Origin of the sequence: Nonomuraea ferruginea, assembly GCF_039540635.1 — a bacterium.
Taxonomy (GTDB): Bacteria; Actinomycetota; Actinomycetes; order Streptosporangiales; family Streptosporangiaceae; genus Nonomuraea; species Nonomuraea ferruginea.
Map to the genome: position 1 here is coordinate 247807 of NZ_BAABFD010000009.1, position 22412 is coordinate 270218.

Below are 22412 nucleotides of genomic sequence, written 5' to 3' on the forward strand. Positions count from 1 at the left end.
AAGCCGTTCCGTTCTCTTCCGAGGAGCCTCCCGTGATCCGTCCCTTCCGCATCGAGATCCCCCAGGCCGACCTCGACGACCTGCGGGCCCGCCTGGCCCTGACCCGCTTCGCCGACGAGATCCCCGGCGCCGACCAGGGCGTCCCGGTCTCGCGGGTCCAGCGGCTGGTCTCGTACTGGCGCGACGGTTTCGACTGGCGGGCCGTCGAGGCCCGCCTCAACGCCCACCCGCAGTTCGTCACCGAGATCGACGGGCAGGACATCCACTTCGTCCACGTCCGCTCCGACAACCCGGACGCGCTGCCGCTGATCCTCACCCACGGCTGGCCGGGCAGCTTCGCCGAGTATCTCGACGCCATCGAGCCCTTGTCGCGCCACTTCCACCTGGTCGTCCCGTCGCTGCCCGGCTACGGCTTCTCCGGCCCGACCAGGGAGCTGGGCTGGAACAACGTGCGCATCGCCCGCGCCTGGGCCGAGCTGATGGCCCGCCTCGGCTACACCCGCTACGGCGCGGTGGGCAACGACGCCGGCTCGATGATCTCTCCCGAGATCGGCCGGGTGGACCCCGGCCACTGCGTCGGCGTCCACGTGACCCAGCTCTTCTCCTTCCCGTCGGGCGACCCGGCCGAGTTCGCCGGCCTCTCGGAGGAGGACCAGCAGGGCCTGGCCGTCCTCGACTGGTTCTGGAAGGAGAAGGGCGCCTTCAACGTCCTGCACTCGCAGCAGCCGCAGACCCTGGCCCACGCCCTCATGGACTCCCCCTCGGGCCTGGTCGGCTGGCTGGCCCAGCTCTTCGACGAGGACCTGGACGACGACTTCGTGCTGACCCACGCCGCCATCCACTGGTTCACCGGCACCGCCGCGTCGGCGCTCCGGCTCTACTGGGAGAACGCCCGCGCCGAGCAGCCCAAGGAGCCCACGACGGTGCCGATCGCGCTGGCGATGGGCGAGGGCGACTTCAAGTCGATCCGGCCGTTCGCGGACCGCGACCACACCCGGATCGTCTCCTGGAAGACGCTGCCGGCCCCGGCCCGCGGCCACTACACGGCCCACACCGCCACGGACGCCCTCACCTCGGACGTCCGCGACTTCTTCCTCAGCCTGACCTGACCCCCGGCATCAGCCCGTGTTCTGCAGACCTGCCGCCACCCCGTTGACGGACAGCAGGAGGAGCGTGGACAGGCGGTCGCGTTCGTGGTCGGACGGGTCGCCGGTGCGCAGCACCGTCAGGGCACGCAGTTGCAGGTGTGACAGGGCGTCGACGTACGGGTCGCGGAGCTGGACGGCGCGCGAGAGGACCTTGCGGTTCTCCAGGAGGCGCTTGTGGCCGGTGACCTTCAGCACCAGCCTGCGGGTGCGGTCGTACTCCTCCAGGACCTGCTCGGCGAAGTCGTCCCTGCCGCCGAGCGCCAGGTAGCGGGCCGCGATGGAGCGGTCGGTCTTGGCCAGCGACATCTCGGCGTTGTCGAGCAGCGAGTTGAACAGCGGCCACTCGGCGTAGGCGGCCTGCAGCTCCTCCAGGGAGTCGGCGGCCGCCAGGCCGGTGCCGATGCCGTACCAGCCCGGCAGGTTGACGCGGGTCTGGGCCCAGGCGAACACCCACGGGATGGCCCGCAGGTCGTCCAGCGAGCGCGGGGCGCCCAGGCCCCGGCGGGCCGGGCGGGAGCCGAGGCGCAGGGAGCCGATCTCCTCCAGCGGGCTGACCAGGGCGAACCATTCAGGGAAGCCGGGGGCCTCGGTGAGCGCGCGGTACGCCTCCTCGGACGCGCGGGCGACCCGCTCGGCGAGCGGGCGGAAGCGTTCGGCGGCGGCGGCGGTGCGGGCGCCGACCGCCGGGGAGGAGGCCAGCAGGACGGCGTTGGCGACCTGCTCCAGGTGGCGGCGGGCGATCGCCATGTGGGCGTAGCGGGCGAAGATGACCTCGCCCTGCTCGGTGACCTTGAATCGGCCGGCGACCGAGCCGGGCGCCTGGGCGAGCACGGCGCGGTTGGCCGGGCCGCCTCCCCGGCCGAGCGCGCCGCCGCGGCCGTGGAACATCCGCAGCTTGACGTCGTGCGCGGCGGCCCACGCCGTGAGCTGCTCCTGCGCCTCGTACAGGCGGAGGGTCGCGGCGGCCGGGCCGAGCTCCTTGGCCGAGTCGGAGTAACCCAGCATGATCTCCATGCGCCGCCCGGTGTCGGCCAGCCGCTGCTGGACCTGCGGGATGTCGAGCATGCCCGTGAGCACGCGGGGCGAGTTGACCAGGTCCTCGCCCGACTCGAACAGCGGCACCACGTCCAGCGCCAGCGGGCGCGCGCCGAGGGCGTGCGACACCAGCTCGTGCACGGCGGCGACGTCGTCGGCGGAGCGGGTGAACGAGACCACGTAGCGGGAGCAGGCCTCGACGCCGAACCGGTCCTGGATCCAGGCGATGACCCGGATCGTGGCCAGCACCTCCTCGGTGCGCTCCGACAGCTCGCCGCCCGCGCGGATCTCCTCCAGGGCCGCCGCGTGCACCTGGGAGTGCTGGCGGACCTCCAGCTCGGCCAGGTGGAAGCCGAACGTCTCCACCTGCCAGATCAGGTGCTGCAGCTCCCCGTACGCCTGGCGTACCGCGGTCTTGGCGAGCGAGTCCTGCGCGAGGCGCAGGTCGGCGAGCAGCTCGGCGGGGCCGCGGTAGGCGAGGTCGAGGTCGCGGCTGCGGGTGGCGGCGACGCGGGCGGCGACGAACAGCAGCCACTGCCGGTGCGGCTCCCGCGGCGACCGGGTGGCCAGCTCGGAGACCAGGTCGGGGTGGTGGTCGACGGCGGCGGCCAGCGCGGCGCGCAGCTCGGGCGAGGCGGGGGCGAACTGGGCCGAGGCGGTGAGCGTGCGGCCGATCCGCAGGCAGGCGTTCTCCAGGGCGGTGAGCACGTGCTCGGCCTGGATCTGGATGGCCTCGCGGGTGACCTTGGCGGTGACGTTGGGGTTGCCGTCGCGGTCGCCGCCGATCCAGCTGCCGAAGCGGATGAACGGCCGGGCGAGCGGCTCGCCGACGCTGTCGTGCAGCGCCGCGTCCAGCGACCGGTAGACCTGCGGCACCACCCTGAACAGGGTCTCGTCGAAGGCCGCCATGGCGGTGCGGACCTCGTCGAGCGGGTCCAGCCGGGTGTTGCGGAGCTGCGCCGTACGCCAGAGCAGGTCGATCTCCTCCAGCAGGCGGCGCCTGGACTCGGCCCGCTCGGAGGCGCCCCGCTCGGGCGCGTCGTACTCGGTGAGCTGGTGGCTGACGCGCTGGATGGCGGTGGCGACGGCGCGCCTGCGCGCCTCGGTCGGGTGGGCGGTCAGCACGGGGTGCAGCTCCAGGTCGCGGACGAGCTCGGCGACGCGCTCGGCGCCCAGCTCCTGCACGGCGTGCGCCAGCGACTCGCGCTGCACCCCGTCCTCGGTGTCGCGGCGGCGCAGGGAGCGGATGCGGTAGTGCTCCTCGGCCAGGTTGGCCAGGTGGAAGTAACACGTGAACGCGCGGGCGATCTCCACCGCCCGGTCGATCTCCCACCCGGACACCATCTCGACGATCTCGTCGCCGGACACCTCGCCTCTGCGGGCGGCGATGACGGCCTTGCGCAGGCGTTCGACGTCGGCCAGCAGATCTTCGCCGCCCTGCTCGGCGATCACCTCCCCGAGCAGGCTGCCGAGCAACCGCACGTCTCTGCGCAGCTCGTCGGGCATCTCGGTCACTGCGGCACTGCGATGCTCCAGCCCCTGGTCAATCATGCTTCGAAGCGTATACACCGCTTCCTGGACGCCGCAGAGGGGTCTCACTTATTGGACTAGACCACTGGTCAGGCGGGCTTCGAGACGGCGGCCAGCAGCTCGGGCATCCTGGCGAAGCCGATACGCGCGCCGAGCCTGCGGCCGAGCACCTCCGCGGCCAGGCCGTAGAAGGGCGCGAGCGCGCACACCCAGAGCAGGCCGAAGAGCATCGGCACGATGAACGGCAGCGTCAGCAGGGAGATGCCGACCATCGCGCCCATGGACGAGGCGAACGCCTGCCCGCCCTGGCCGGGCGCGGCGCCGGTGAAGGCGTTGAGCCGCTCGGGGATCGTGTACGGGATGACGACGCTGGTCACGGCGCCGACGCCGCACCCGATGCCCAGCGCGCCCAGGCCCGCGAAGACCGCCCAGACGATCGCGCCCGGACTGCCGGTCAGCACCCCGGTGACGACCGCGATCGCCACCAGCATCGGCGCCGCGACCAGCGCGTTGGCCAGGTGGCGGCCCGCCAGGTCGACGCTGAGACCGCGCTCGGAGCCGATCGCCACGGCGTTCATCCACAGGGAGCGGCCGTCGATGCCGAACGCGTTGCACAGCTGCAGCGACACCATCAGCCCGCCGGCCGCGGTGAGCATGATCGGCACACCGGGCCCGCTGGGGCCGTCACCCCGGCCGAACGAGATCGCCAGCACGGCGGTCACCACCACCGCGGTGAACCAGACGACGCGGTAGCGGGGCTCGCGCCGGATGTACTTGAGCTCCTTGGTCACCACGGCCGCCAGCGGCCCGTCGGGCACGATCCGGTCGACGAGACCGCTGTCACGGCGTACGGTGGCGGCCTCGTTCGACACGTCGGGCGTGACCAGGGCGCGGCTCAGCGCCTTGATCCACAGCCAGGCGGCGGCGACCACCACGAGCGCCACGACGGCCAGCTCGGCCACGCCCACCAGGCCGCCGTCGGCGATCGCGTGCGCGGCCATGCCGGAGGGCGTCCAGCGCAGCACGGCGGCGGTGCCGTGCAACAGCGACAGCGGGTCGCCCAGGTCGCTGTTGATCAGCAGGTTGGGCAGCTGGAAGAGCAGCACCGCGCCGATCGCGGCCACCGCGAGCACGTCGCGCCCGCGCCGGGTGCGCAGCGCGCTGGACAGCGAGGTGGTCACCAGCCGGGAGGCGACCAGGCAGAGCGCGAACTGCAGCAGCACGGCCGGCACGCCGATCAGGAACCCGCCGGCGCCGGAGGCCAGCCCGGCCAGCGCGCCGGCCGTGACGATCAGCGTCGCCGCCGGCCACACGCCGGTGGCCGAGGCGGTGAACATGCCCACGGCCAGCCGCGCGGTCGGCAGCGGGAACAGCGCAAGCCGCGCCGGGTCGAGCGTGTCGTCCAGGCCGAACGCCAGCAGTGGCACGATCATCCAGCTCACCAGGAACAGGGTGAACACCACGATGACGATGTCGGCGGCGATCTCCGGCTGCGCCAGCCGGACCAGGCTCATCAGGAAGAAGCCGAGCGCGGCCAGGAACGCGGCCATGACGAGGGTGAAGACGAAGCCGAGCTTGCGCGCGAGGTCTCCGCGCAGGTTGCCGGCCAGCAGGCGGAGCTTGAGCTCGGCGAAGAGGCGGACGGTGGTCACGGCGTGTCCCGCTGCCCGAGCCAGGTCAGCCCGGTGCCGCCGCCGGTCTGCGGGCCGCCGACGAGCTCCAGGAACGCCTGGTTGAGACTGCGCCCGTCGCGCACCCGCTCCAGCGGGCCCTGGGCGACGATGTGGCCGCCGTTCATCACCGACACCCAGTCGCACAGCCGCTCGACCAGGTCCATGACGTGGCTGGAGAAGATCACGGTGGAGCCGGAGGCGGTGAAGGCGCGCAGCACCTCGGTGAGGGTGTTGGCGCTGACCGGGTCGACGCCCTCGAACGGCTCGTCGAGGAAGAGCACGGACGGGTTGTGGAGCAGCGCCGCCGCCAGGCCGATCTTCTTGCGCATGCCGGTGGAGTAGTCGACGACGAGCTTGTCGGCCGCGCCGGCCAGGTCCATCAGCTGCAGCAGGTCGGTGGCGCGCCGCTCGACCTCCGCCTTGGGGATGCCGCGCAGCCTGCCGTTGTAGAGGAGCAGCTCACGGCCGGACAGCCGCTCGAACAGGCGCAGCCCCTCGGGCAGCACGCCGATGCGTGCCTTGACCGCGACGGGGTCGCGCCAGACGTGGAAGCCGTCGATCTCGGCGTGGCCGCCGTCGGGCCGGAGCAGGCCGGTGATCATGCTGAGGGTGGTGGTCTTGCCGGCCCCGTTGGGCCCGACCAGACCGGCGAAACTGCCCGCCGGCACGACCAGGTCGACGCCCGCGACTGCGATCTGCGGCCCGTATCTTTTGAACAGGCCGCTGGTCCGAACGGCATCCTTCATGAAGCCACTCTATGAGCAGGGTTTACTCTTGCGCGCATGAGCGCTGCTGAACCTGTGCCGGCCATGCCGGACATCCACACCACGGCTGGGAAGATCGCTGACCTGGAACGGCGGCGGGACGAGGCGCTGCACGCCGGGTCCGCCGCCGCTGTCGAGAAACAGCACGCCAAGGGCAAGATGACCGCGCGCGAGCGGGTGCTCGCGCTGCTGGACGAGGACTCGTTCGTGGAGTTCGACGAGTTCGCCAGGCACCGGTCGAGCATGTTCGGCCTGGAGAAGAAGCGTCCCTACGGCGACGGGGTGATCACCGGTTACGGCACCGTCGACGGCCGGCAGGTGTGCGTCTTCTCACAGGACGTCGCCGTGTTCGGCGGCTCGCTCGGCGAGGTCTACGGCGAGAAGATCGTCAAGGTGCTCGACATGGCGCTGAAGACCGGCTGCCCGATCATCGGCATCAACGAGGGCGGCGGGGCCCGTATCCAGGAGGGCGTGGTCGCGCTCGGCCTGTACGCCGAGATCTTCAAGCGCAACGTGCACGCCTCGGGCGTGATCCCGCAGATCTCCCTCATCATGGGCGCCGCCGCCGGCGGCCACGTCTACTCCCCCGCGCTGACCGACTTCGTGGTCATGGTCGACCAGACCTCCCACATGTTCATCACGGGCCCCGACGTCATCAAGACGGTCACCGGCGAGGAGGTCACGTTCGAGGAGCTGGGCGGGGCGCACGCGCACAACTCCAGGTCGGGCGTGGCCCACTACCAGGCGTCGGACGAGACCGACGCGCTGGAGTACGTCAAGGCGCTGCTGTCCTACCTGCCGACCAACAACCTGGACGAGGCTCCCGCGTACGAGGCCGCCGAGGACCTGGAGCCCGACCAGGAGCTGGACGAGCTGATCCCGGACTCGGCCAACCAGCCGTACGACATGCGCCGGGCGATCGAGCACGTGCTCGACGACGGGGAGTTCCTGGAGGTGCAGGAGCTCTTCGCGCAGAACATCGTCGTCGGGTTCGGCCGGGTGGACGGGCGGCCGGTCGGCGTCGTCGCCAACCAGCCCATGCATTTCGCCGGATGTCTGGATATCAACGCATCCGAGAAGGCCGCCCGCTTTATTCGAACATGTGATGCCTTCAATATTCCGATCCTGACTTTTGTTGATGTCCCGGGTTTCCTCCCCGGCACTGATCAGGAATGGAACGGAATCATCCGCCGCGGCGCCAAGCTGCTGTACGCCTACGCCGAGGCGACCGTCCCGCTGGTCACCGTCATCACCCGCAAGGCGTACGGCGGCGCCTACGACGTCATGGGCTCCAAGCACCTCGGCGCCGACGTGAACCTCGCCTGGCCCACCGCGCAGATCGCGGTCATGGGCGCGCAGGGCGCGGTCAACATCCTCTACCGCCGCGAGCTGGCCGCCGCCGACGAGCCCGACAGCGAGCGCGCCAGGCGCGTCACCGAGTACGAGGACACGCTGGCCAACCCCTACATCGCCGCCGAACGCGGCTACGTGGACGCGGTGATCCGCCCCTCCGAGACCCGCGCCCAGGTCGTCAAGGCGCTGCGCGCGCTGCGCAACAAGCGCGCCTCCCTCCCGCCCAAGAAGCATGGGAACATCCCGCTATGACCGAGCAGTCACGTCCCCACCTGCGCATCGTGCGCGGCGACGCCACGCCCGAGGAACTCGCGGCACTGGTCGCCGTGCTCGCCGCCCGCCCCGCCGCGCCGGAACCTCCGGCGCGGCCCCGGACGCAATCTTGGCGAAACCCTGCGCGAAGCATGCGTAACCCACTCACACCGGGGAAGACGGCTTGGCGGATGAGTGCCCTGCCCTAGATCGATCCCGAGAATCGGGTGTCAAGTTCTCCGGTAGTTGGGACTATCTAGAGAAAGTAGGCGTATATAGTCGGCCGATCAACTAATGCTCCGGCCTGGAGGACATCATGGCCATCCCAGACCTGGTGCCGCACCCTGTGGCAGCGAAGTACGCCGTCCTGGTGGACGTCGGTTATCTCTACGCTGCCGCGGGTGAAGTGCTCCTTGGCGCCAAGGAACGCAAGGAATATCGTGTGGCCGCCGATGAGCTCATCCAGAGCCTTCAGAAACATGCAGAGGAACGTATTTCTGGTGAGCTGTTGCGGATCTATTGGTATGACGCCGCCCGTGACCGCGTGCCCACCGTCGACCAGCGGGTCATCGCCCAGCTGCCCTGGGTGAAGGTGCGGCTGGGCAACCTGAACGCGCGCGGCCAGCAGAAAGGCGTCGACGCGCAGATCAGGAGCGACCTGGAGGCGCTGGCCAGGCACCACGCGGTGACCGACACCATCCTGCTGGCCGGCGACGAGGACATGGTCCCCGCCGTGGAGGCCGCGCAGGCGTACGGGGTGCGCATCCACCTCTGGGGGGTGGAGCCGCCCTACGGCACCAACCAGGCCGAGCGCCTGGTGTGGGAGTCCGACACCGTGGAAGTGATCAGCGCTGATTTCCTGAGGCCCTTTTTCAGCCGTGCTCCGCAGCCCGTGGCGGTCGCCCCGCCGGCGGCGGCGCCGTCGCCCGCCCAGGTGTTCGCGGGCCGCTCGCCGGTCAAGCCGCACGTCAAGCCCGGCCAGGTGGCCAAGCTCGGGCCGAGCCGGCCCCGGGTGGAGGACGTCGGCGAGCACGTCGCGCAGAAGTGGATCCTGACGCGGGGCCGCGACAACATCCGCGACCTGCTGCCCGGCCCCATCCTGCCCACCGTGATCGACACCGAGCTGCTGATCGAGGCGGAGAAGGAGCTGGGCCACTCGCTGCGGCCCTACCCTGAGGCCCGGGTGTGGCTGCGTGACGGGTTCTGGGCGCGCGTCTACCGCGAGTTCGATCTCGGGGTGGGCGTCTCGTCCAAGTAGCTGACCTGGGCCTTCGCGGTCAGGTCCGATTCCCGCCAGTCGGTGCCGGTGAGCAGGCATAGTCTCGAAGCATGTCGCCCTTGGAGCTCGACTTCGACGCCTGCTACCGAGCCGTCTCGGCGCGGGACGCCCGGTTCGACGGGCGGTTCTACACGGCGGTGAAGACGACGCGGATCTACTGCCGTCCGATCTGCCCGGCGCGCACGCCGGCCGCCCGCAACGTGCGCTTCTACCGGCATGCCGCCTCGGCGGAGGCCGCCGGGTACCGGCCGTGCAAGCGCTGCCGGCCCGAGCTCTCGCCCGGCGACCCCGGCTGGGACACCCGCGGCGACCTCATCGGCAGGGCGCTGCGGCTGATCGACGACGGGGCCGCGGACGAGGACGGCGTCGCCGGCCTGGCCAGGCGGCTGCACATCACCGAGCGCCACCTGCACCGGCTGTTCGTCGCCGAGCTCGGCGCCGGGCCGCTCGCGGTGGCCAGGACCCGGCGGCTGCTGCTGGCCAAGCAGTTGCTGACGGAGACGGCGCTGCCGGTCACCGACGTGGCGTTCGCCGCCGGTTTCGGCAGCGTCCGGCAGTTCAACGCGACGATGCGGGAGACGTACGGGTTCACGCCGAGCGAACTGCGCGCGACGGCCGGCGGGTGGGCCAGGGTGTCCGCGCCCGTGCCCACCGCCGATCCCGTCCCCGGGGCCGCGTCGTTGCGGTTGCGGCTGCATCGGCGGGAGCCGTACGAGGTGGCAGGGGTCTTCGGCTTCCTCGCCGCGCGTGCCGTGCCGGGGCTGGAGGCGGCGGACGCCACCGCCTACAGCCGCAACATGCCCGGCGGGACGATCACGCTCACCGCGCACCCCGGCCATCTGGCGCTGGACGTGACGGTGGACGACACCCGGCAGCTCGCCCGCATCGTGGCACGCTGCCGGCGGCTGCTGGACCTGGACGCCGACCCGGAGGCCATCCGCGACGCGCTCGGCCGGACCTCGCTGGCCCCGCTCGTCGAGGCCAGGCCGGGGCTCCGGGTGCCGGGCACGTTCGACGGGTTCGAGCTGGCCGTGCGCGCCGTCGTCGGCCAGCAGATCTCCGTGGCGGGCGCCCGTACCCTGCTGGGCCGCGTCGTGGCGCGGGCGGGCTCGGACGGGCGGCTGTTCCCCACCGCCGCCGAGCTGCTCGACGCCGACCTGACCGGCCTCGGGCTGACCGGCAGGCGCGTCACCACCCTGAAAGAGCTGGCCGCCCGCGTGGCCGGCGGACTGATCGACCTCGACGGCGCGCAGGAGCCCGCCGAGGCGGTCAAGGAACTGCTCGCGGTCCCCGGCATCGGCCCGTGGACCGCCGGCTACATCGCCCTGCGCGCGCTGCGCGACCCCGACGCCTGGCCCACCGGAGACCTGGTGCTGGACCGGCGCATGGCCGAGCTGGGCATCCCGAAGGATCACCTTGAGCGGTGGCGGCCCTGGCGGGCCTACGCCGCCCTGCACCTCTGGAGTCATCGATGATCGACGCTCAGGTCCTGCCCACCCCGGCGGGCGAACTGTCCGTGCTGGTTCGCGACGGCGTGCTCGTCGCGGGCGGCTTCACCGGCGAGCCCAAGGAGATGTTCGTCAGGCTCGCCCCCGCCCTCCAGGCCGAGGGCATGACCGTGGTCGACGACCTCGGCCCGGTGTCGCGGGCGGTGCGCGACTACTTCGCCGGCGACCTCGACGCCCTGGACGCGGTCCCGGCCGAGCAGCCGGGCTCGCTCCGGCGCAAGGCGCTCCACCAGGCCCTGCGCGAGGTCAAGGCGGGCACCACGGTCACCTACGCGGAGCTGGCCGAACGGGCGGGGATGCCCAGGTCGGCGGCCAGGGCGGCGGGGGGCGCCTGCGCCCAGAACCTGATCGCCCCGTTCGTGCCCTGCCACCGCGTCCTGCCCAGCACGGGCGGCTTCGGCGGCTACTACTACGGCGTCGCCGTCAAGGAGTGGCTGCTCGCCCACGAGTCCGGACGTCACTGACCGCGTAACTAACAGCCGGGCAGCCGGCCCGGCGGCGCCGATTCCCGGCGGCGCCGCCGGACCGCGTCCTAGGGCCGGACGTTGCTCTGCACCTCGCCGACCGGAACGTCCCTGGTCGCCTCCACCTGGACCGGGTCGAACTGGATGTCGGCCCCGCCCGTCACCGTCACCGGCCACACGCTGGTCACCGTCAGCTCGTACACCTCGCGCGGCCGGTCGATCGAGGCCCGCAGGTAGCGCACGCCGCAGGTGAACTCCGCTCCCCGCGCGTACGGCCGGCCGGCCGCGCCGCAACCGTCCTCGCGCACCTCGGCCCGGTCGGAACCGGTGCCGGCGTCGATCCTGATGTCGCTCAGGGTCGCGGTCACCGTGGCGCTCATGACGCCGGGCAGGGTCGCGGTCACCGACCGGGTGGTGTCGCCCACGCCCTCCAGCCAGACGAACGTCGGCAGGTTGACGTAGCTCTTGGCGTCCGGGTTCAGCTCGACCTTGCCCTCCGGCACCGTCAGCGCGGCCCTGGCGATCTCGGCCAGCTCCTGGAACGTGATGCCACTCGGCGGCGTCTCCCCCGGCGGCACGAACACGAACTGCTCCAGCCCCGCCCAGCAGGCGGCGCCCCTCCGGTCGCCGCTGTTGTACGCGGGAGACCACCACAGCCCGGGTTGCCCCAGCTTGTCCTTGAACTGCTGGATGAAGGCGCGGAAGCCCTCCTCGTCGGTCTGCGCCCTGCCACGGTTGGCCACCGGGTCGGACATCTGCTCGAACATCTTCTCCGCGTCCAGGCCCGGCTCATACCAGCAAGGGCTTCTCATCTGGTAGCCGTCGTTGCGGCCGTTTCGCACGTCACCGGAGATAGTGATCTTGGAATGTTCGAGGACGACCGTGGACGTGCGGTCCTTCTGCGAGCCTCCGACCCTGACGTCCTCGCTCGGCGGGTCGAGAGCGCCGAACAGCAGCGACCCCGCGACGACCACGGCGACCAGCGGTTTCATCTCCCGCACCCTTCTTTGCCGTAACCGATCTGCTTGACGCGCCACACGCCGTCGTCGCCCTTGCGGGCGAGCACCCTCTGCAGGTACGGCGTGCGGATGGAGGTGGGCTGCGGCTTGACCGGCTCGCCCGTCTCCGCGGAGACGACCTTCATGTCCGTCTCGTCCACGCAGACGTCGACCTCGGCGCCCCGGCCGACGACCGCGTTCACCTTCATGCGGTAGAGCCGCGACCGGCCCGCCACTTCGAGCTTCTTGTCGGTGAAGGCCCGCGCCCATTTGATCGCGTTGACCCGGTACTCGAGCTCGACGTGGTCGAGGAAGCCGTCGTCACCGGAGATCACCGCCTCGTACTTGCCGAGGTAGAACGCGGGGAACAGCCGCAGCAGCGCGGTGTCCTTGGCGGGCCAGTCGAACCGCACCCGCAGGTCGCCGACCTCGGCGGTCGCAGGCCGCGCCCCGGTGGGCGCCGCCTGCGACGGGGTGGGTTCCGGCCGCGTCGCGCCGGGCTCCGCCCGCGCCGCACCGGTGGCGGGCGCGGGTTCTTCGCGCGGCTGGTAGGGCCGCTCGGCGGGCTGCCCGCAACCTGCCAGCAGCAGGAGTACGAGCGCGGCCGTGATCCTTTTCATGCCGTGGACTCCCTGACGAGGTGGACGCGCCACGACGGCAGCAGCTCGTCGATGAGCGCCTCGGTTTCCGGGGCGAAGCTGCCGGCGGCGCGCCTGGTCAGCCCCTCGATGACGGCCCGCAGCCGGACCAGGTCGCCGGTGGCGTGGGCGGCGCGCAGCAGGTCGCGCCAGAGACTCTGGTCGTCGGGGGCGAGCAGCAGCGCGGCCCGCACGGCGGCGATCGCGGCCTCCGGCTCCCCTTCGGCGAGCCGGAGCTCACACAGCCGGCGGGCCGCGTCGGCGACTTCCGCGGCCACGTCGTACTCCAGCTCGTCCGCCGCCAGCCACGCGTACCGGCCCCGCGGGCGGTCCCTCAGCAGCGGGCCCCTGACCAGGCCGAGCGCCTTCTCCAGCAGGACGGTCCTGGCCATCTGGTCGCCGTGCGAGCGGCGTACCAGCTCGCGGAAGAGCGCCCAGTCGGTGCGCACGCCGGGCCCGAGCGAGAGCCGGCCGGACTCGTCGGCGCGCAGGTGCTCGCGGCCGAGCCAGGACGCGACGCGGGCGATCGTGGCGTCCCTGACCGAGGGCTGCACGCCGCGCGGCCACAGCACGCCGCCGAGCACGACGGGGTGCACGCCGCCCGGGTGGGTGGCCAGGTAGACGAGCAGCTCGGCGGCGAGCGCCATCCGTCCTTCTTCGAGCGGCTGCGGGCCGGTGACCTGGACGGGGCCGAGGATCCTGATCTCGACCGCGGGCGGGCGGAGGTCGGCCAGCGGCTCGGGGCCGGGGATGGGCTCGCCGTCGACCCGGTCGGCGGTGCGGAACAGGTCGACCAGCGCCCGGTAGTGGCGGCGCGGCAGCAGCTGGGCCTTCACCTCGAAGCCCAGCTCCGGCAGCCTGGCCGTGCCGTCCTCGGTGATCTCCCAGGTCCAGGTGGCGTGCGGCACGTCGCCCGCGACCACGTATCCGGCCAGGTCGTTCCTGGCGAGCAGGGCCAGGCGGCGGGCCTCGTCGTGGGTGGGCGCCACCGCCGACAGCAGGTAGTGGGCGACGCCGGGGCGTCCGGTGACGCGACCGGTGAGCACCGCCTCGCGGGGGGCGGCGGTCGCCTCCAGCTCCGGCAGCACCTCGGCCAGGCCCCCGACGGCTCTGATCCGGTCGGGGGCGATCGCGGTCAGCTCCTCGCCGAACCCGACGAGCGTGACCCGCATGCGGTCGGACCACCGGTTGGTGGCCAGCTCCACGGCGAGCGCGGCGAGCGCGGCCGTGGTCTGCGGGCCGCGGATGTTGATCAGGCCCTGCGCCGCCTCCAGGTCGACCAGCACCCGGCCGCTCCGGTCGGTGCCGATCGACACCAGTCCGGGGTACGGTGCGCCGCCCAGGTGTGTGTGCCTGTTCGCGGGATCGTCTCCGGCCGGGCTCCCGTGGTCGGGCAGCAGGCGACCCTCCCGTGCGGGCAGCCGCCAGACCTGGCCGCCGTCGTCGGCCGTCCATGGGGCGGGCGGGTGGTCATCCTTGGGGTGGATCCACAGGTCGAGTGAACGGGCCGACAGGTGGGCGGCGTAGACGGTGGGCGGGGTGCGGCCCTGGGCGCCCAGCTCGGCGCCGAGCAGCCGGAGCCCGAGGTCGAGGATGCGGGCGCCGGGCATGTCCGCGCCCATCCTGAGCGCCACCTCGGCGTCGGCGGCGTCGCCCTGCGGGCGGGCCACCCGGCGGCCGGTCAGCCGGCGCCAGAGCTGCTCGCGCCGCCGCACGGCGAGCAGGGCCAGCAGGCCGGCGGCGGCCAGCGACGCCCCGGACAGCACGTCGAGCAGCGCCGACCCGCCCGCCTGCGCGTCGGCCGCGCCCTGCTCGCCGGAGCGCTGGTCGTTCGAACGCTCGTCACGCGCGCCCTGCTCACTCGAGCGCTGGTCGCCCGTGCCCTGGTCACCCGAGCGCTGGTCGCCCGAGCCCCGCTCGCCCGGCCGTTCGCCGGCCGAGCCGCGTTCGCCCTTCCGCGCGTCCGTGGACCCGCCCTTGCCCGCACGCTCGTCGCCGGAGCCTCGCTGGTCGCCCTCGGTGGCGGACTTCTTGGGCGGGCCGGGGTGCTCCTTGAGGGTCTGCGCCCTGGCCTGGCCGGCGGGGACGATGTGCGTGTTGCGCGCGTCGTCGGGCATGTCGAGCACCCATCCGGGCCTGATCAGGTCGGCCATCCGCAGGCGCGCCCCGTCGGGCTGCTCCTTGTGCTGGTTGAGCCGGAAGATCTCGGGATAGCGCCGGCCGTCGCCGAGGCACTTCTCGGCGATCTCCCACAGGCTCTCGTGGTGACGGCCGTGCGGGGGCTGCACCACGTACACCTTCTTCGTCCGCTGGTTGTCGACCACCTGCTGCTCGACGACCGGGGCCGTGAACGCGACCGCCGTCACCGGCGGCATGGTGGGCGGCGGGGTGGCCAGCCTGGCGATCGGCGCCATCGCGGCGCCCGTGGTGAACAGCACGAGCGCGGCCGTGACCAGCTTGTTCACCAGCGCCTGCGTGCCGCCCGACAGCGGCACCCTGGCCGGCATCCCGACCCGGCGCACGCCCGCGTACACCTCGACCACCACGCACGCGAACAGCTGCAGCCAGGCCAGCCAGACGAGCAGGATCAGCACCGCCGTGATCGTGCTGGGCCCGATGCGGGTGGTGAGCAGGTCCAGGTCGAGCAGCTCGGGGCCGATCGGCGGGCCGACGAAGAGCAGCAGCGCGTACGGGACGCCGCCGACGAGCGCCAGCAGTGACGCGAGCGCGCCGAGCCCGGCCAGCACGTCGCCCAGGCGGCGCCTGCGGGGTATGCGCGCGGGCGTCCGCCTGCGCGCATGCTGGGCCGGACCTGACATCGTCACTCCCCTTTCACGTCCAGCGTCCCGACTCGCCGGTTTCTTCTCCACCGACCGGCCCGAATCGGTCTGGCTCACCGCGCCTCAGGAGCCGCGGCGGCCTCGGCCTCCATCTCGGAGCCAGGAAAGCCGACGGCGCCCAGGAAGAAGGCCGTCCAGGGCACCCGGACGGCGACCACGGCCTGGTCGCCGTCGACGGTGCAGCTCGCCAGCGCGATGCCGTCGTCGCCGTGCGCGTCGAGCACCTCGCCGGCCCTGGCGCACACCTCGGCCTCGCCGAGCAATCGGACCTGGCCGCCCTCCCGCAACTGGTCGACGTCGACCTGGTCGGCGGCGGCCCTGGCCGCCTGCTCGGCGATGTCGGCGGCGCGCAGCCGGGCGTTGATCGCCGCCCCGCCGTCCACGAGCAGCCCGGCCAGCAGGAACACCACCACGGAGAAGAGCACGGTGAACACCGACATCGACCCGCGCTCGCGCCGCCTCAATCGACCCTCCTGAACTGCTCCAGCGGCACCACCGCGGTGCCGGTCATGGTCTTGGCCGCGCCGAACCCGAGGAAGCCCAGGTCCAGCTCGCAGGTGACCTCGGCGCGCACCTCGCCGCCCTCCTCCCAGCGGGAGCCGTCGAGCGAGACGGCGGGGCCCGCGCACTGCCCTTCGAGCGCGGCGGTGGCGATCTCCTCGGCCGCCGAGCGGGCCTCGTCGAGCGTCCGCTGGACGGAGGCGGCCCTGGCGGCGTCCCTGGCCGCGCCGTTCACCTCGCCCTGGGCCTCGACCAACCGCCCGGCCCCGGCCAGGAACAGCAGGAACAGCACGAAGATCGGGGCCAGCAGCACGGTCTCGACCGCCATCGAGCCGTGGTCCCCGGTGCTCAACCGCAGTCCTCTCCACCGTCGTCGGGCCGGAAGCACTCGACAGGCCCGCCGGCGGTGGCGGTGATCGTGAAGGCCAGCTCCGGCAGCAGCGGGATGACCTGGACGGCGCTGCCGGTCACGGTGACGTGGCGCTCGTCGGGCTCGCGTTCGGCGGTGGTGATCTCGGCACCGGACAGCAACCGCGGGCCGATGGCCGCGACCACGTCCCTGGCCTGGGCCCTGGCCTGCTCCTCCCAGCCGTCCGAGTCGGCGGGGGCGGCGCGCGCCACACGGGCGCCCTCCCGCGCGGCCGCCTCGGCGACCTGGCGGCCGTGGAACCAGAGCGCCACCTGCACGATCAGCAGCACCACGGCGAGCACGACGGGCATCAGCAGGGCGAGCTCGATCACGCTCGCGCCGCCGTCGCGCCGCCGGCTCACTCGTCGCCACCGCCACCGCCGCCGCCGCCCCCGCCGAAGGAGCCCTCGATCTCGGCCTGCTTGCTCTCGACGAGTGACCTGATCAGCGTGGCGAGGCCGAGCGCGACCCCGGCGACGATGGCCGTGATGATGACCCACTCCACGGCGGAGGCGCCGCGGCTCGGGGCGGTGCGGGCGCGGTGGATCCGCACGTGCAGCAGCGCGACGGTGTAGACGATCCACGGATGGTTCATTTATGACCCCAACATCTTCATAGCGGCCGGGAAACTGAGAAAGATCACGAAGCCGGCGCAGAGCAGGAGCTGGGCGACCAGCATCGACTGGGAGCGCTCGCCGGCCCGGCCCTCGATCTCCGCCAGCTCGCGGCGGCGCAGCGTGGCCGCCCGCGCCGTCAGGGAGGAGCGCACCTTGGCGCCGTCGTCGGCGACCAGGCCGAGCGCCGCCGACAGGTCGCGCAGCTCGTCGATGTTGATCTCCTCGCCGAGCTGGCCGAGCGCCTGCCAGGGGGTGATGCCGACGATCCTGGCGCCGCTGAGCGCGTCGCGGATGCGGGCCATGGCCCAGTTGGGCTGGTCGCCGCTGACGGAGACCGCCATCATGAGCGCCTCGGGCACGCCGCGGCCGCCGGCGAGGTTCATCGACACCAGGTCGAGGAACGCGCCGACGACGTGGCGGAAGTCGCGCCGCCGCGCCGCGGCCTCCTTGCGGACCTGCAGGTCGGGCAGGAAGAAGAAGACGGCCGCCGCCAGCACCGCCACCCAGAACGGGACGGCGGGCGACGCGCCCCACCCCATGAGCAGCAGCCAGCCGAACAGCAGCGGGAACGCCAGCAGCCCGCTGGCCGCCAGCAGCGCCTTGGTCGCCAGGAAGCCCTCGAACGAGCGGCCCACCAGCGCCAGGTCCGCCCTGACCGACCGGGCCTCCCAGCCGCGCGCCGCGTACAGCGCCGCCAGCCGCGCGCCGAGCCCGCGGCGGAACGCGCCGACCGACTCCTCGGGGAGCAGCAGGCTGATGCGCGGGGCGTCGGTGCTCTCGCGGACCGCGTCCAGCGCCAGCAGCCGCGCCACCAGCCCAGGCCGGGCCGGGAAGATGGCCCGTACGAGCAGGAAGAGGCCGAGGCCCGCCAGGCCGCCGGCCAGCACGCCCTCAACCATGGTCGCCTCCCATCAGCAGCCGGCTGGGTTTGTCGAACCTGGCCAGCCGCCGCATCCAGGCGAACCCGGCGCCGAACAGGCCGGCGACCACCACGAGCACGGCCTGGCCGAGGGCGTTGTCGTACTCGTTCACGTACGAGGGGTTGAAGACGACGAGCAGGGCCGCGAAGGCGAGCGCGGTGCCCACCACGATCTGCACGCTGCGGCGGGTGGCGCGGCGTTCGGCCTCGACCCGGCGGCGCATGTCGAGCTCCTCGCGGGCCGACACGGCGAGCGCGCCGAGCACGTCGCGCAGGCCGGGGCCGCGCAGCTTGGAGTTGAGCACGAGCGCGGCGACGACCAGGTCGGCGGACGGGTCGTCGAGGTCGTCGGCGAACCGGCTGAGCGCTTCGGGCAGCGCCATCCTGGTGTGCAGGCGGTCGATCAGCGCGCGCAGATGAGGGCGGAGCGAGGGCGCGGCGGCCCTGATGGAGGCCGGGATGGCCTGCTCCAGCCCCGCAGCGCCGGCGATGGTGTCGCGCAGCGACTCGGTCCAGGCTGCCAGCGCCTCCAGGCGGCGCATGGCGGCCCGCTCCTCGGCGGCGCCGCCGGACAGGCCGCGCCAGGCGAACACCAGCAGGACCGTGCCGACGGCCACCACGGGCCAGCCGGTGACCACCAGGACCACGAGGGCGGCGATCGCGGCCACGGCCGTGCGGGTGGTCAGCTTCTGTACGAGGTGGCGCTTGGGCTGCGCGGGCCGGGGGCGCATCCCGTACAGGGAGACGATGAGCAGGAACAGGCCTCCCCCGGCGGCGGCGCCGGTCAGCAGGGCGAGCGGGTCGAGCCCCGGCATGGTCACCAGCCTCCCGGGTGGTAGCCGTGCGCCATGAGCTCCTCCAGGCAGGAGACCGGCGCGTGCGGCAGCCCGGCGCCGTCGGGGCCGGGGACGAAGATCTCGCTGGACAGCACGCGGCCGTCGCAGCCGTTGACCTCGCGGATGCTGGACACGTAGCGGCGCAGGGTGCCGCCGCGGTGGTAGTCGTTGCGCTTCTCGATGAAGACCACGAAGTCGATCGCCCCGGCGATGAGCATGTGGGTGGCGTCGATCGGCAGCCGCTCGCTCGCCTGGAGGGCGTAGGTGGCGATGCGGTTGAAGACCTCCATGCTGGAGTTCGCGTGGATGGTCGACAGGCTGCCGTCGTTGCCCTGGGTCATCGCGTTGAGCATGGTGACGATCTCGTCGCCGAGGACCTCGCCGACGATGACCCGGCTCGGGTTCATCCGCAGGGACCTGCGGACGAGCTCGGCCATGGTGATCTCGCCCTGGCCCTCGGAGTTGGGCAGGCGCTGCTCGAAGGCGACCACGTTCGGGTGGAGCTCGGCGAACTGGTCGAGGCCGAGCTCCAGGGCGCGCTCGACGGTGATGAGGCGCTCGCCCGCCGGGATCTCGTTGGCCAGCGCGCGCAGCAGGGTGGTCTTTCCGGCATTGGTGGAGCCGGCGATCATGATGTTTTTCCTGGCGGCGACGGCGGCCGTCAAGAAACGCCCGATCTCCGGGCTTATTGTGTTATTTCCGACTAAGTCGGAAAGAAAGACTTTGCCGAGCCGGGCACGCCTGATCGACACCGCGGGCCGTACCGTCACGTCCATCACCGCGCTCAACCGGGACCCGTCGGGCAGGCGCAGGTCGAGTTGCGGGTTGGCGGTGTCGAACGGCCGGCTCGACAGCCCCGAATAGGCCGCGAGGATCTGGATGAGCTCGGTCAGCTCCTCGTCGGACTCGGCCACCGGGTCGTGCATCAGCTCCTGGCCGTCGGCGTAGCTGACGAACACGCGGTCGCAGCCGTTGATGTCGATGTTCTCCACCTCGGGGTCGTCGAGCAGCGGCTGCAGGCGGCCCACGCCGAACAGCGCGGCGTGGATGCCGGCCGCGAGCGCCTCCTCCTCCTCGACGGTGGGCGGGGTGCGGCCGAGGCCGATCTCACCGCGCGCGTGCTCCTCCAGCACCTGGGAGATCAGCGCGCGGGCGAACTGGCGCTCGTCCTCCCCGGTCATCGGGGGCATGCCGTTGGCCTGGTCGAGCCTGCGCTGGTGGGCCAGCCGGTCGCCGACCTCCTGGCGGAACCGCTTGACGAGGGCGTGGTCGATCATCGGGTCACCAGCCGTCCGGCGAGGTCGCGTGCGGTGCGGATGAGCAGCGAGCGGTCGAGCCTGCCGCCCCACTGGCCGCGCAGCAGCTCGGCGCCCTTCGGGTCGTGGGCCAGGCCGTGCACGAAGCCGACGTGCGGGCCGACGATGCGGCGCACCTCCTCGATCGAGGCGCGGTAGCTGCGCGGGTCGGCGATCACCACGACGCCGTGGGCCTTGCTGATCGACAGGCGCTCGCGCAGGTGGGCGACGTGGTCGAGGGTGGCGCGGGCGAGCAGCACCACCTGGTCGGCCTCGGCCATCAGGTCGCCGAGCTGCGGGTGGGCGCCCAGCCGGCCGCAGTCGGCGATCACGTCGGCCTCGGGGATGCCGGCCAGCGCCCGGCCCAGCGGGCCCCACAGCCAGGTGAGCCCGGCGGCCTGCTCGCCGTGGGTGAGACCGACCAGCACGTCCAGCCCTCCGATCACCTTCTGCGTGTGTGCGGGGATCTGCGCGGGATCCAGGCCGCGCCGGGCCGTCGCGCCCAGCGTGAGCAGGCCCTTGCCCGGGTTGAGCACGCCGCCGTCGACGGCCGGCAGCCGGTAGGCCAGGTCGCCGCCCGCCGGGTCGCACTCGGCCAGCAGCACCGGGCGCGGCCACACCGCGGCCAGCGCCGTGGCGGCGGTCGTCACCCCGGGCGCGCCCTTGTCGGCGGCCAGCACGATCAGGGCCACCTCAACGCTCTCCCGGCAGCTCGGCCACGGCGACCTCGCCGCTGGAGGCGAAGCGGAGCACCACCGGCGACACCTGGGTGTCGACGATCACGGTGATCTGCCCCGCGCCGGTGCGGCCGCGGTCGCCGACGCTGTGGACCAGGGCGTTCTGTACGAGGACGCGGCTCTCGTCGGCCGAGCCGCGGGCGGGCACGTACACCACCTGGACGCGGTCGCCCTCGCGCAGGCCCGTGGGCATCTGGCCGGGCTTGAGCGCCAGGCCCACCACGGCCTTGCCGGGGCCCAGCTCGGCGCTCTCCTTGACGCCCATCGCGTTCGTCAGGAGCGTGCCGGGCAGGATCGTGACGGCCGCGAAGCTGTCGAGCACCTGCTCGCGCTGCGACCAGCTGACGAAGTCGACGCCGGTCTCGGCGACCTGGACCTCTTCCAGCGCGTCGGCGGTGAACTGCTGGCCGGCGCCGATCTGCTGGGTGACGCGGATCGCGGAGACGCGGTCGCCGCTGCGCAGCACGAGGAGAGTGGTGGCCAGCGCGCCGCCCAGGATGAGGAGCACGGCGAGGGCGGCCAGGGCGGGCTTGCGCTCGCGCGGCGGCACGGGAAGCTTGCGCGAGGCCGGGCCTGACAAACCGGCCGTGGTGGCGGCGGGCTTTTCACTGGTCCTCAATCGGGCTCCCACGGGTGAATTGTCGAATGTCCGCCATTATGTGCATTGGGTTGGGGAAGCGGGGGGTGAATGCGAGGAACCATGCTGGTTTCGCAGGAGTAGGTGTGTCAACCAGTCATAATCAATGCCTATTGTTTCTACCGGGTTGACGGCTGTGATTGATCTGGCTATGGGACGCGAAGATATTGATCGGTGCTTTATTGCGGGATTTTTTGTGTTTTATCCCTACAACGTGCTCTGGCGTCGGCGGCGGTTGTCCACAGGGGCGGGAATCCATGCCATTGCCGTCAACCCGGGGGTCTAGCCTCGCTCCGGGCGTTACCTTGGCGCCCGAATCCGACCGAGGAGACGGCCCATGCGGATCATGCTCACCGTGCTCGGCGAGCAGGGCGACCGTGACGTCGTGATCGACGGCGACGACGACGCCACCGTGGCCACGGTGAGCGAAGCCCTCGGCGACCGGGGGCCGCTCGCCCCCGTCGTCCGCCTGCCCCGAGCCCGCGCCCCCTACGGCATGTCGCCCGCCGACGATCCACTGGGCCAGGTCCCCGGGCAGCGACGTCCCGCCCACGACGACCACCACCGCCCACCCACCCCCGACTGGCCCCCAGGCGCCCCGGGCCACTTCCCCGGAAACCCCTTCCCCGGACATTCCGGCACTGGGACCCCGTTCCCGGGCGATCCCGGCAGGTCTTCTGCGGACCCACCCGGCAGGTCTCCTGGGGACCCGTACGGGAGAGCTCCCGGAGCGGCCTCCGGCAGTCCCGGCCGTCCTCCCGGGCACCGCCGCCCCGGCACCTCCCCTCCCTACTCCGGCTCCCGCAACGGTTCAGGCGGCGCACCCCCGCCGAACCCCCAACGGCCGGACAGTGCGTCCCCGCCGGGCTTCCCCCGACGGCCGGACGATGCCACGCCCCCGCCGGGCTTCCCGTACGGACCGGACAGGGCCTCGCGTTCGCCGGAGCGTCCCCACGCGCCGGACGGGGCCGCGTCCTCG

At 72.6% G+C, this 22412-nt stretch carries 21 protein-coding genes; 6 read left to right on the top strand and 15 right to left on the bottom strand.

The window, feature by feature from the left end; translation table 11 throughout:
• Positions 1-32 precede the first annotated feature (32 nt).
• Complete coding sequence (locus ABD999_RS19175; protein WP_271278364.1) at positions 33-1109, top strand: epoxide hydrolase family protein; 1077 nt, start codon at positions 33-35, stop codon at positions 1107-1109.
• Positions 1110-1118: 9 nt separating this feature from the next.
• Here ABD999_RS19175 and ABD999_RS19180 read toward each other — a convergent pair whose 3' ends face one another.
• The 3 genes from ABD999_RS19180 to ABD999_RS19190 all read right to left on the bottom strand — a co-directional run bounded on the left by ABD999_RS19180 (position 1119) and on the right by ABD999_RS19190 (position 6132).
• Complete coding sequence (locus ABD999_RS19180; protein WP_148037013.1) at positions 1119-3734, bottom strand: phosphoenolpyruvate carboxylase; 2616 nt, start codon at positions 3732-3734, stop codon at positions 1119-1121.
• A gap of 68 nt (positions 3735-3802) precedes the next feature.
• Positions 3803-5365, bottom strand: a complete 1563-nt coding sequence (locus tag ABD999_RS19185) for a hypothetical protein (protein WP_271280398.1) — start codon at positions 5363-5365, stop codon at positions 3803-3805.
• Positions 5362-6132, bottom strand: coding sequence for an ABC transporter ATP-binding protein (locus tag ABD999_RS19190; protein ID WP_148037011.1), 771 nt, complete (start codon positions 6130-6132; stop codon positions 5362-5364). Before ABD999_RS19190 ends, ABD999_RS19185 begins: the two co-directional genes overlap by 4 nt.
• A gap of 36 nt (positions 6133-6168) precedes the next feature.
• On the opposite strand from ABD999_RS19190, the gene ABD999_RS19195 reads away from it, so the two are divergent.
• The 5 genes from ABD999_RS19195 (at position 6169) to ABD999_RS19215 (ending at position 11006) form a co-directional block, all read left to right on the top strand.
• Positions 6169-7755: an acyl-CoA carboxylase subunit beta gene (locus ABD999_RS19195; RefSeq protein ID WP_271280399.1), complete on the top strand. Its 1587-nt coding sequence runs from the start codon at positions 6169-6171 to the stop codon at positions 7753-7755.
• The gene (locus ABD999_RS19200) at positions 7752-7964 is read left to right on the top strand and encodes an acyl-CoA carboxylase subunit epsilon (RefSeq protein ID WP_148037009.1); all 213 of its coding nucleotides are present in this window, start codon (positions 7752-7754) and stop codon (positions 7962-7964) included. The genes ABD999_RS19195 and ABD999_RS19200 overlap by 4 nt, the downstream gene beginning before the upstream one ends.
• A gap of 107 nt (positions 7965-8071) precedes the next feature.
• Positions 8072-9013 carry an NYN domain-containing protein gene (locus tag ABD999_RS19205; protein WP_148037008.1) on the top strand — a complete coding sequence of 314 codons (942 nt, stop codon included), beginning with the start codon at positions 8072-8074 and terminating at the stop codon, positions 9011-9013.
• A gap of 71 nt (positions 9014-9084) precedes the next feature.
• Complete coding sequence (locus ABD999_RS19210) at positions 9085-10509, top strand: AlkA N-terminal domain-containing protein (protein ID WP_271280475.1); 1425 nt, start codon at positions 9085-9087, stop codon at positions 10507-10509.
• Complete coding sequence (locus ABD999_RS19215) at positions 10506-11006, top strand: methylated-DNA--[protein]-cysteine S-methyltransferase (RefSeq protein ID WP_148037006.1); 501 nt, start codon at positions 10506-10508, stop codon at positions 11004-11006. The genes ABD999_RS19210 and ABD999_RS19215 overlap by 4 nt, the downstream gene beginning before the upstream one ends.
• Before the next feature lie 68 nt (positions 11007-11074).
• On the opposite strand, the gene ABD999_RS19220 is transcribed toward ABD999_RS19215, so the two are convergent.
• From ABD999_RS19220 to ABD999_RS19275, 12 genes are all read right to left on the bottom strand, one after another.
• On the bottom strand, positions 11075-11998 hold the full coding sequence (locus ABD999_RS19220) for a hypothetical protein (RefSeq protein WP_271280474.1): 924 nt from the start codon (positions 11996-11998) through the stop codon (positions 11075-11077).
• Positions 11995-12624 (bottom strand): hypothetical protein, encoded by a 630-nt coding sequence (locus tag ABD999_RS19225; RefSeq protein WP_345482815.1) that lies wholly within the window; start codon positions 12622-12624, stop codon positions 11995-11997. Before ABD999_RS19225 ends, ABD999_RS19220 begins: the two co-directional genes overlap by 4 nt.
• A complete protein-coding gene (locus ABD999_RS19230) occupies positions 12621-15461 on the bottom strand; it encodes a BTAD domain-containing putative transcriptional regulator (RefSeq protein ID WP_271280030.1) in 2841 nt (946 codons plus the stop codon). The genes ABD999_RS19225 and ABD999_RS19230 overlap by 4 nt, the downstream gene beginning before the upstream one ends.
• 74 nt (positions 15462-15535) lie before the next feature.
• The gene (locus tag ABD999_RS19235; protein ID WP_271280031.1) at positions 15536-15946 is read right to left on the bottom strand and encodes a pilus assembly protein TadG-related protein; all 411 of its coding nucleotides are present in this window, start codon (positions 15944-15946) and stop codon (positions 15536-15538) included.
• The gene (locus ABD999_RS19240; protein ID WP_271280032.1) at positions 15943-16335 is read right to left on the bottom strand and encodes a TadE family protein; all 393 of its coding nucleotides are present in this window, start codon (positions 16333-16335) and stop codon (positions 15943-15945) included. The genes ABD999_RS19235 and ABD999_RS19240 overlap by 4 nt, the downstream gene beginning before the upstream one ends.
• Complete coding sequence (locus tag ABD999_RS19245) at positions 16332-16754, bottom strand: TadE/TadG family type IV pilus assembly protein (protein WP_219543630.1); 423 nt, start codon at positions 16752-16754, stop codon at positions 16332-16334. Before ABD999_RS19245 ends, ABD999_RS19240 begins: the two co-directional genes overlap by 4 nt.
• Positions 16751-16987, bottom strand: coding sequence for a hypothetical protein (locus ABD999_RS19250; protein WP_148037002.1), 237 nt, complete (start codon positions 16985-16987; stop codon positions 16751-16753). The genes ABD999_RS19245 and ABD999_RS19250 overlap by 4 nt, the downstream gene beginning before the upstream one ends.
• Complete coding sequence (locus ABD999_RS19255; protein WP_148037001.1) at positions 16988-17908, bottom strand: type II secretion system F family protein; 921 nt, start codon at positions 17906-17908, stop codon at positions 16988-16990.
• Positions 17901-18743, bottom strand: a complete 843-nt coding sequence (locus ABD999_RS19260) for a type II secretion system F family protein (protein ID WP_148037000.1) — start codon at positions 18741-18743, stop codon at positions 17901-17903. The genes ABD999_RS19255 and ABD999_RS19260 overlap by 8 nt, the downstream gene beginning before the upstream one ends.
• 2 nt (positions 18744-18745) lie before the next feature.
• Positions 18746-20041, bottom strand: a complete 1296-nt coding sequence (locus tag ABD999_RS19265; protein ID WP_148036999.1) for a TadA family conjugal transfer-associated ATPase — start codon at positions 20039-20041, stop codon at positions 18746-18748.
• Positions 20038-20751, bottom strand: coding sequence for a CpaE/TadZ family protein (locus ABD999_RS19270; protein ID WP_271280033.1), 714 nt, complete (start codon positions 20749-20751; stop codon positions 20038-20040). Before ABD999_RS19270 ends, ABD999_RS19265 begins: the two co-directional genes overlap by 4 nt.
• A 1-nt stretch (position 20752) precedes the next feature.
• Positions 20753-21415, bottom strand: a complete 663-nt coding sequence (locus ABD999_RS19275) for a CpaB family protein (RefSeq protein ID WP_219543632.1) — start codon at positions 21413-21415, stop codon at positions 20753-20755.
• Positions 21416-22412 lie beyond the last annotated feature (997 nt).

Excerpts from the sequence above, each read along its gene's own strand:
- ABD999_RS19180 (WP_148037013.1), bottom strand. The coding sequence starts at position 3,734 with ATGATTGACCAGGGGCTGGAGCATCGCAGTGCCGCAGTGACCGAGATG.
- ABD999_RS19190 (WP_148037011.1), bottom strand. The coding sequence starts at position 6,132 with ATGAAGGATGCCGTTCGGACCAGCGGCCTGTTCAAAAGATACGGGCCG.
- ABD999_RS19195 (WP_271280399.1), top strand. The coding sequence starts at position 6,169 with ATGAGCGCTGCTGAACCTGTGCCGGCCATGCCGGACATCCACACCACG.
- ABD999_RS19200 (WP_148037009.1), top strand. The coding sequence starts at position 7,752 with ATGACCGAGCAGTCACGTCCCCACCTGCGCATCGTGCGCGGCGACGCC.
- ABD999_RS19205 (WP_148037008.1), top strand. The coding sequence starts at position 8,072 with ATGGCCATCCCAGACCTGGTGCCGCACCCTGTGGCAGCGAAGTACGCC.
- ABD999_RS19210 (WP_271280475.1), top strand. The coding sequence starts at position 9,085 with ATGTCGCCCTTGGAGCTCGACTTCGACGCCTGCTACCGAGCCGTCTCG.
- ABD999_RS19215 (WP_148037006.1), top strand. The coding sequence starts at position 10,506 with ATGATCGACGCTCAGGTCCTGCCCACCCCGGCGGGCGAACTGTCCGTG.
- ABD999_RS19220 (WP_271280474.1), bottom strand. The coding sequence starts at position 11,998 with ATGAAACCGCTGGTCGCCGTGGTCGTCGCGGGGTCGCTGCTGTTCGGC.
- ABD999_RS19225 (WP_345482815.1), bottom strand. The coding sequence starts at position 12,624 with ATGAAAAGGATCACGGCCGCGCTCGTACTCCTGCTGCTGGCAGGTTGC.
- ABD999_RS19230 (WP_271280030.1), bottom strand. The coding sequence starts at position 15,461 with ATGTCAGGTCCGGCCCAGCATGCGCGCAGGCGGACGCCCGCGCGCATA.
- ABD999_RS19250 (WP_148037002.1), bottom strand. The coding sequence starts at position 16,987 with ATGAACCATCCGTGGATCGTCTACACCGTCGCGCTGCTGCACGTGCGG.
- ABD999_RS19255 (WP_148037001.1), bottom strand. The coding sequence starts at position 17,908 with ATGGTTGAGGGCGTGCTGGCCGGCGGCCTGGCGGGCCTCGGCCTCTTC.
- ABD999_RS19260 (WP_148037000.1), bottom strand. The coding sequence starts at position 18,743 with ATGCCGGGGCTCGACCCGCTCGCCCTGCTGACCGGCGCCGCCGCCGGG.
- ABD999_RS19265 (WP_148036999.1), bottom strand. The coding sequence starts at position 20,041 with ATGATCGACCACGCCCTCGTCAAGCGGTTCCGCCAGGAGGTCGGCGAC.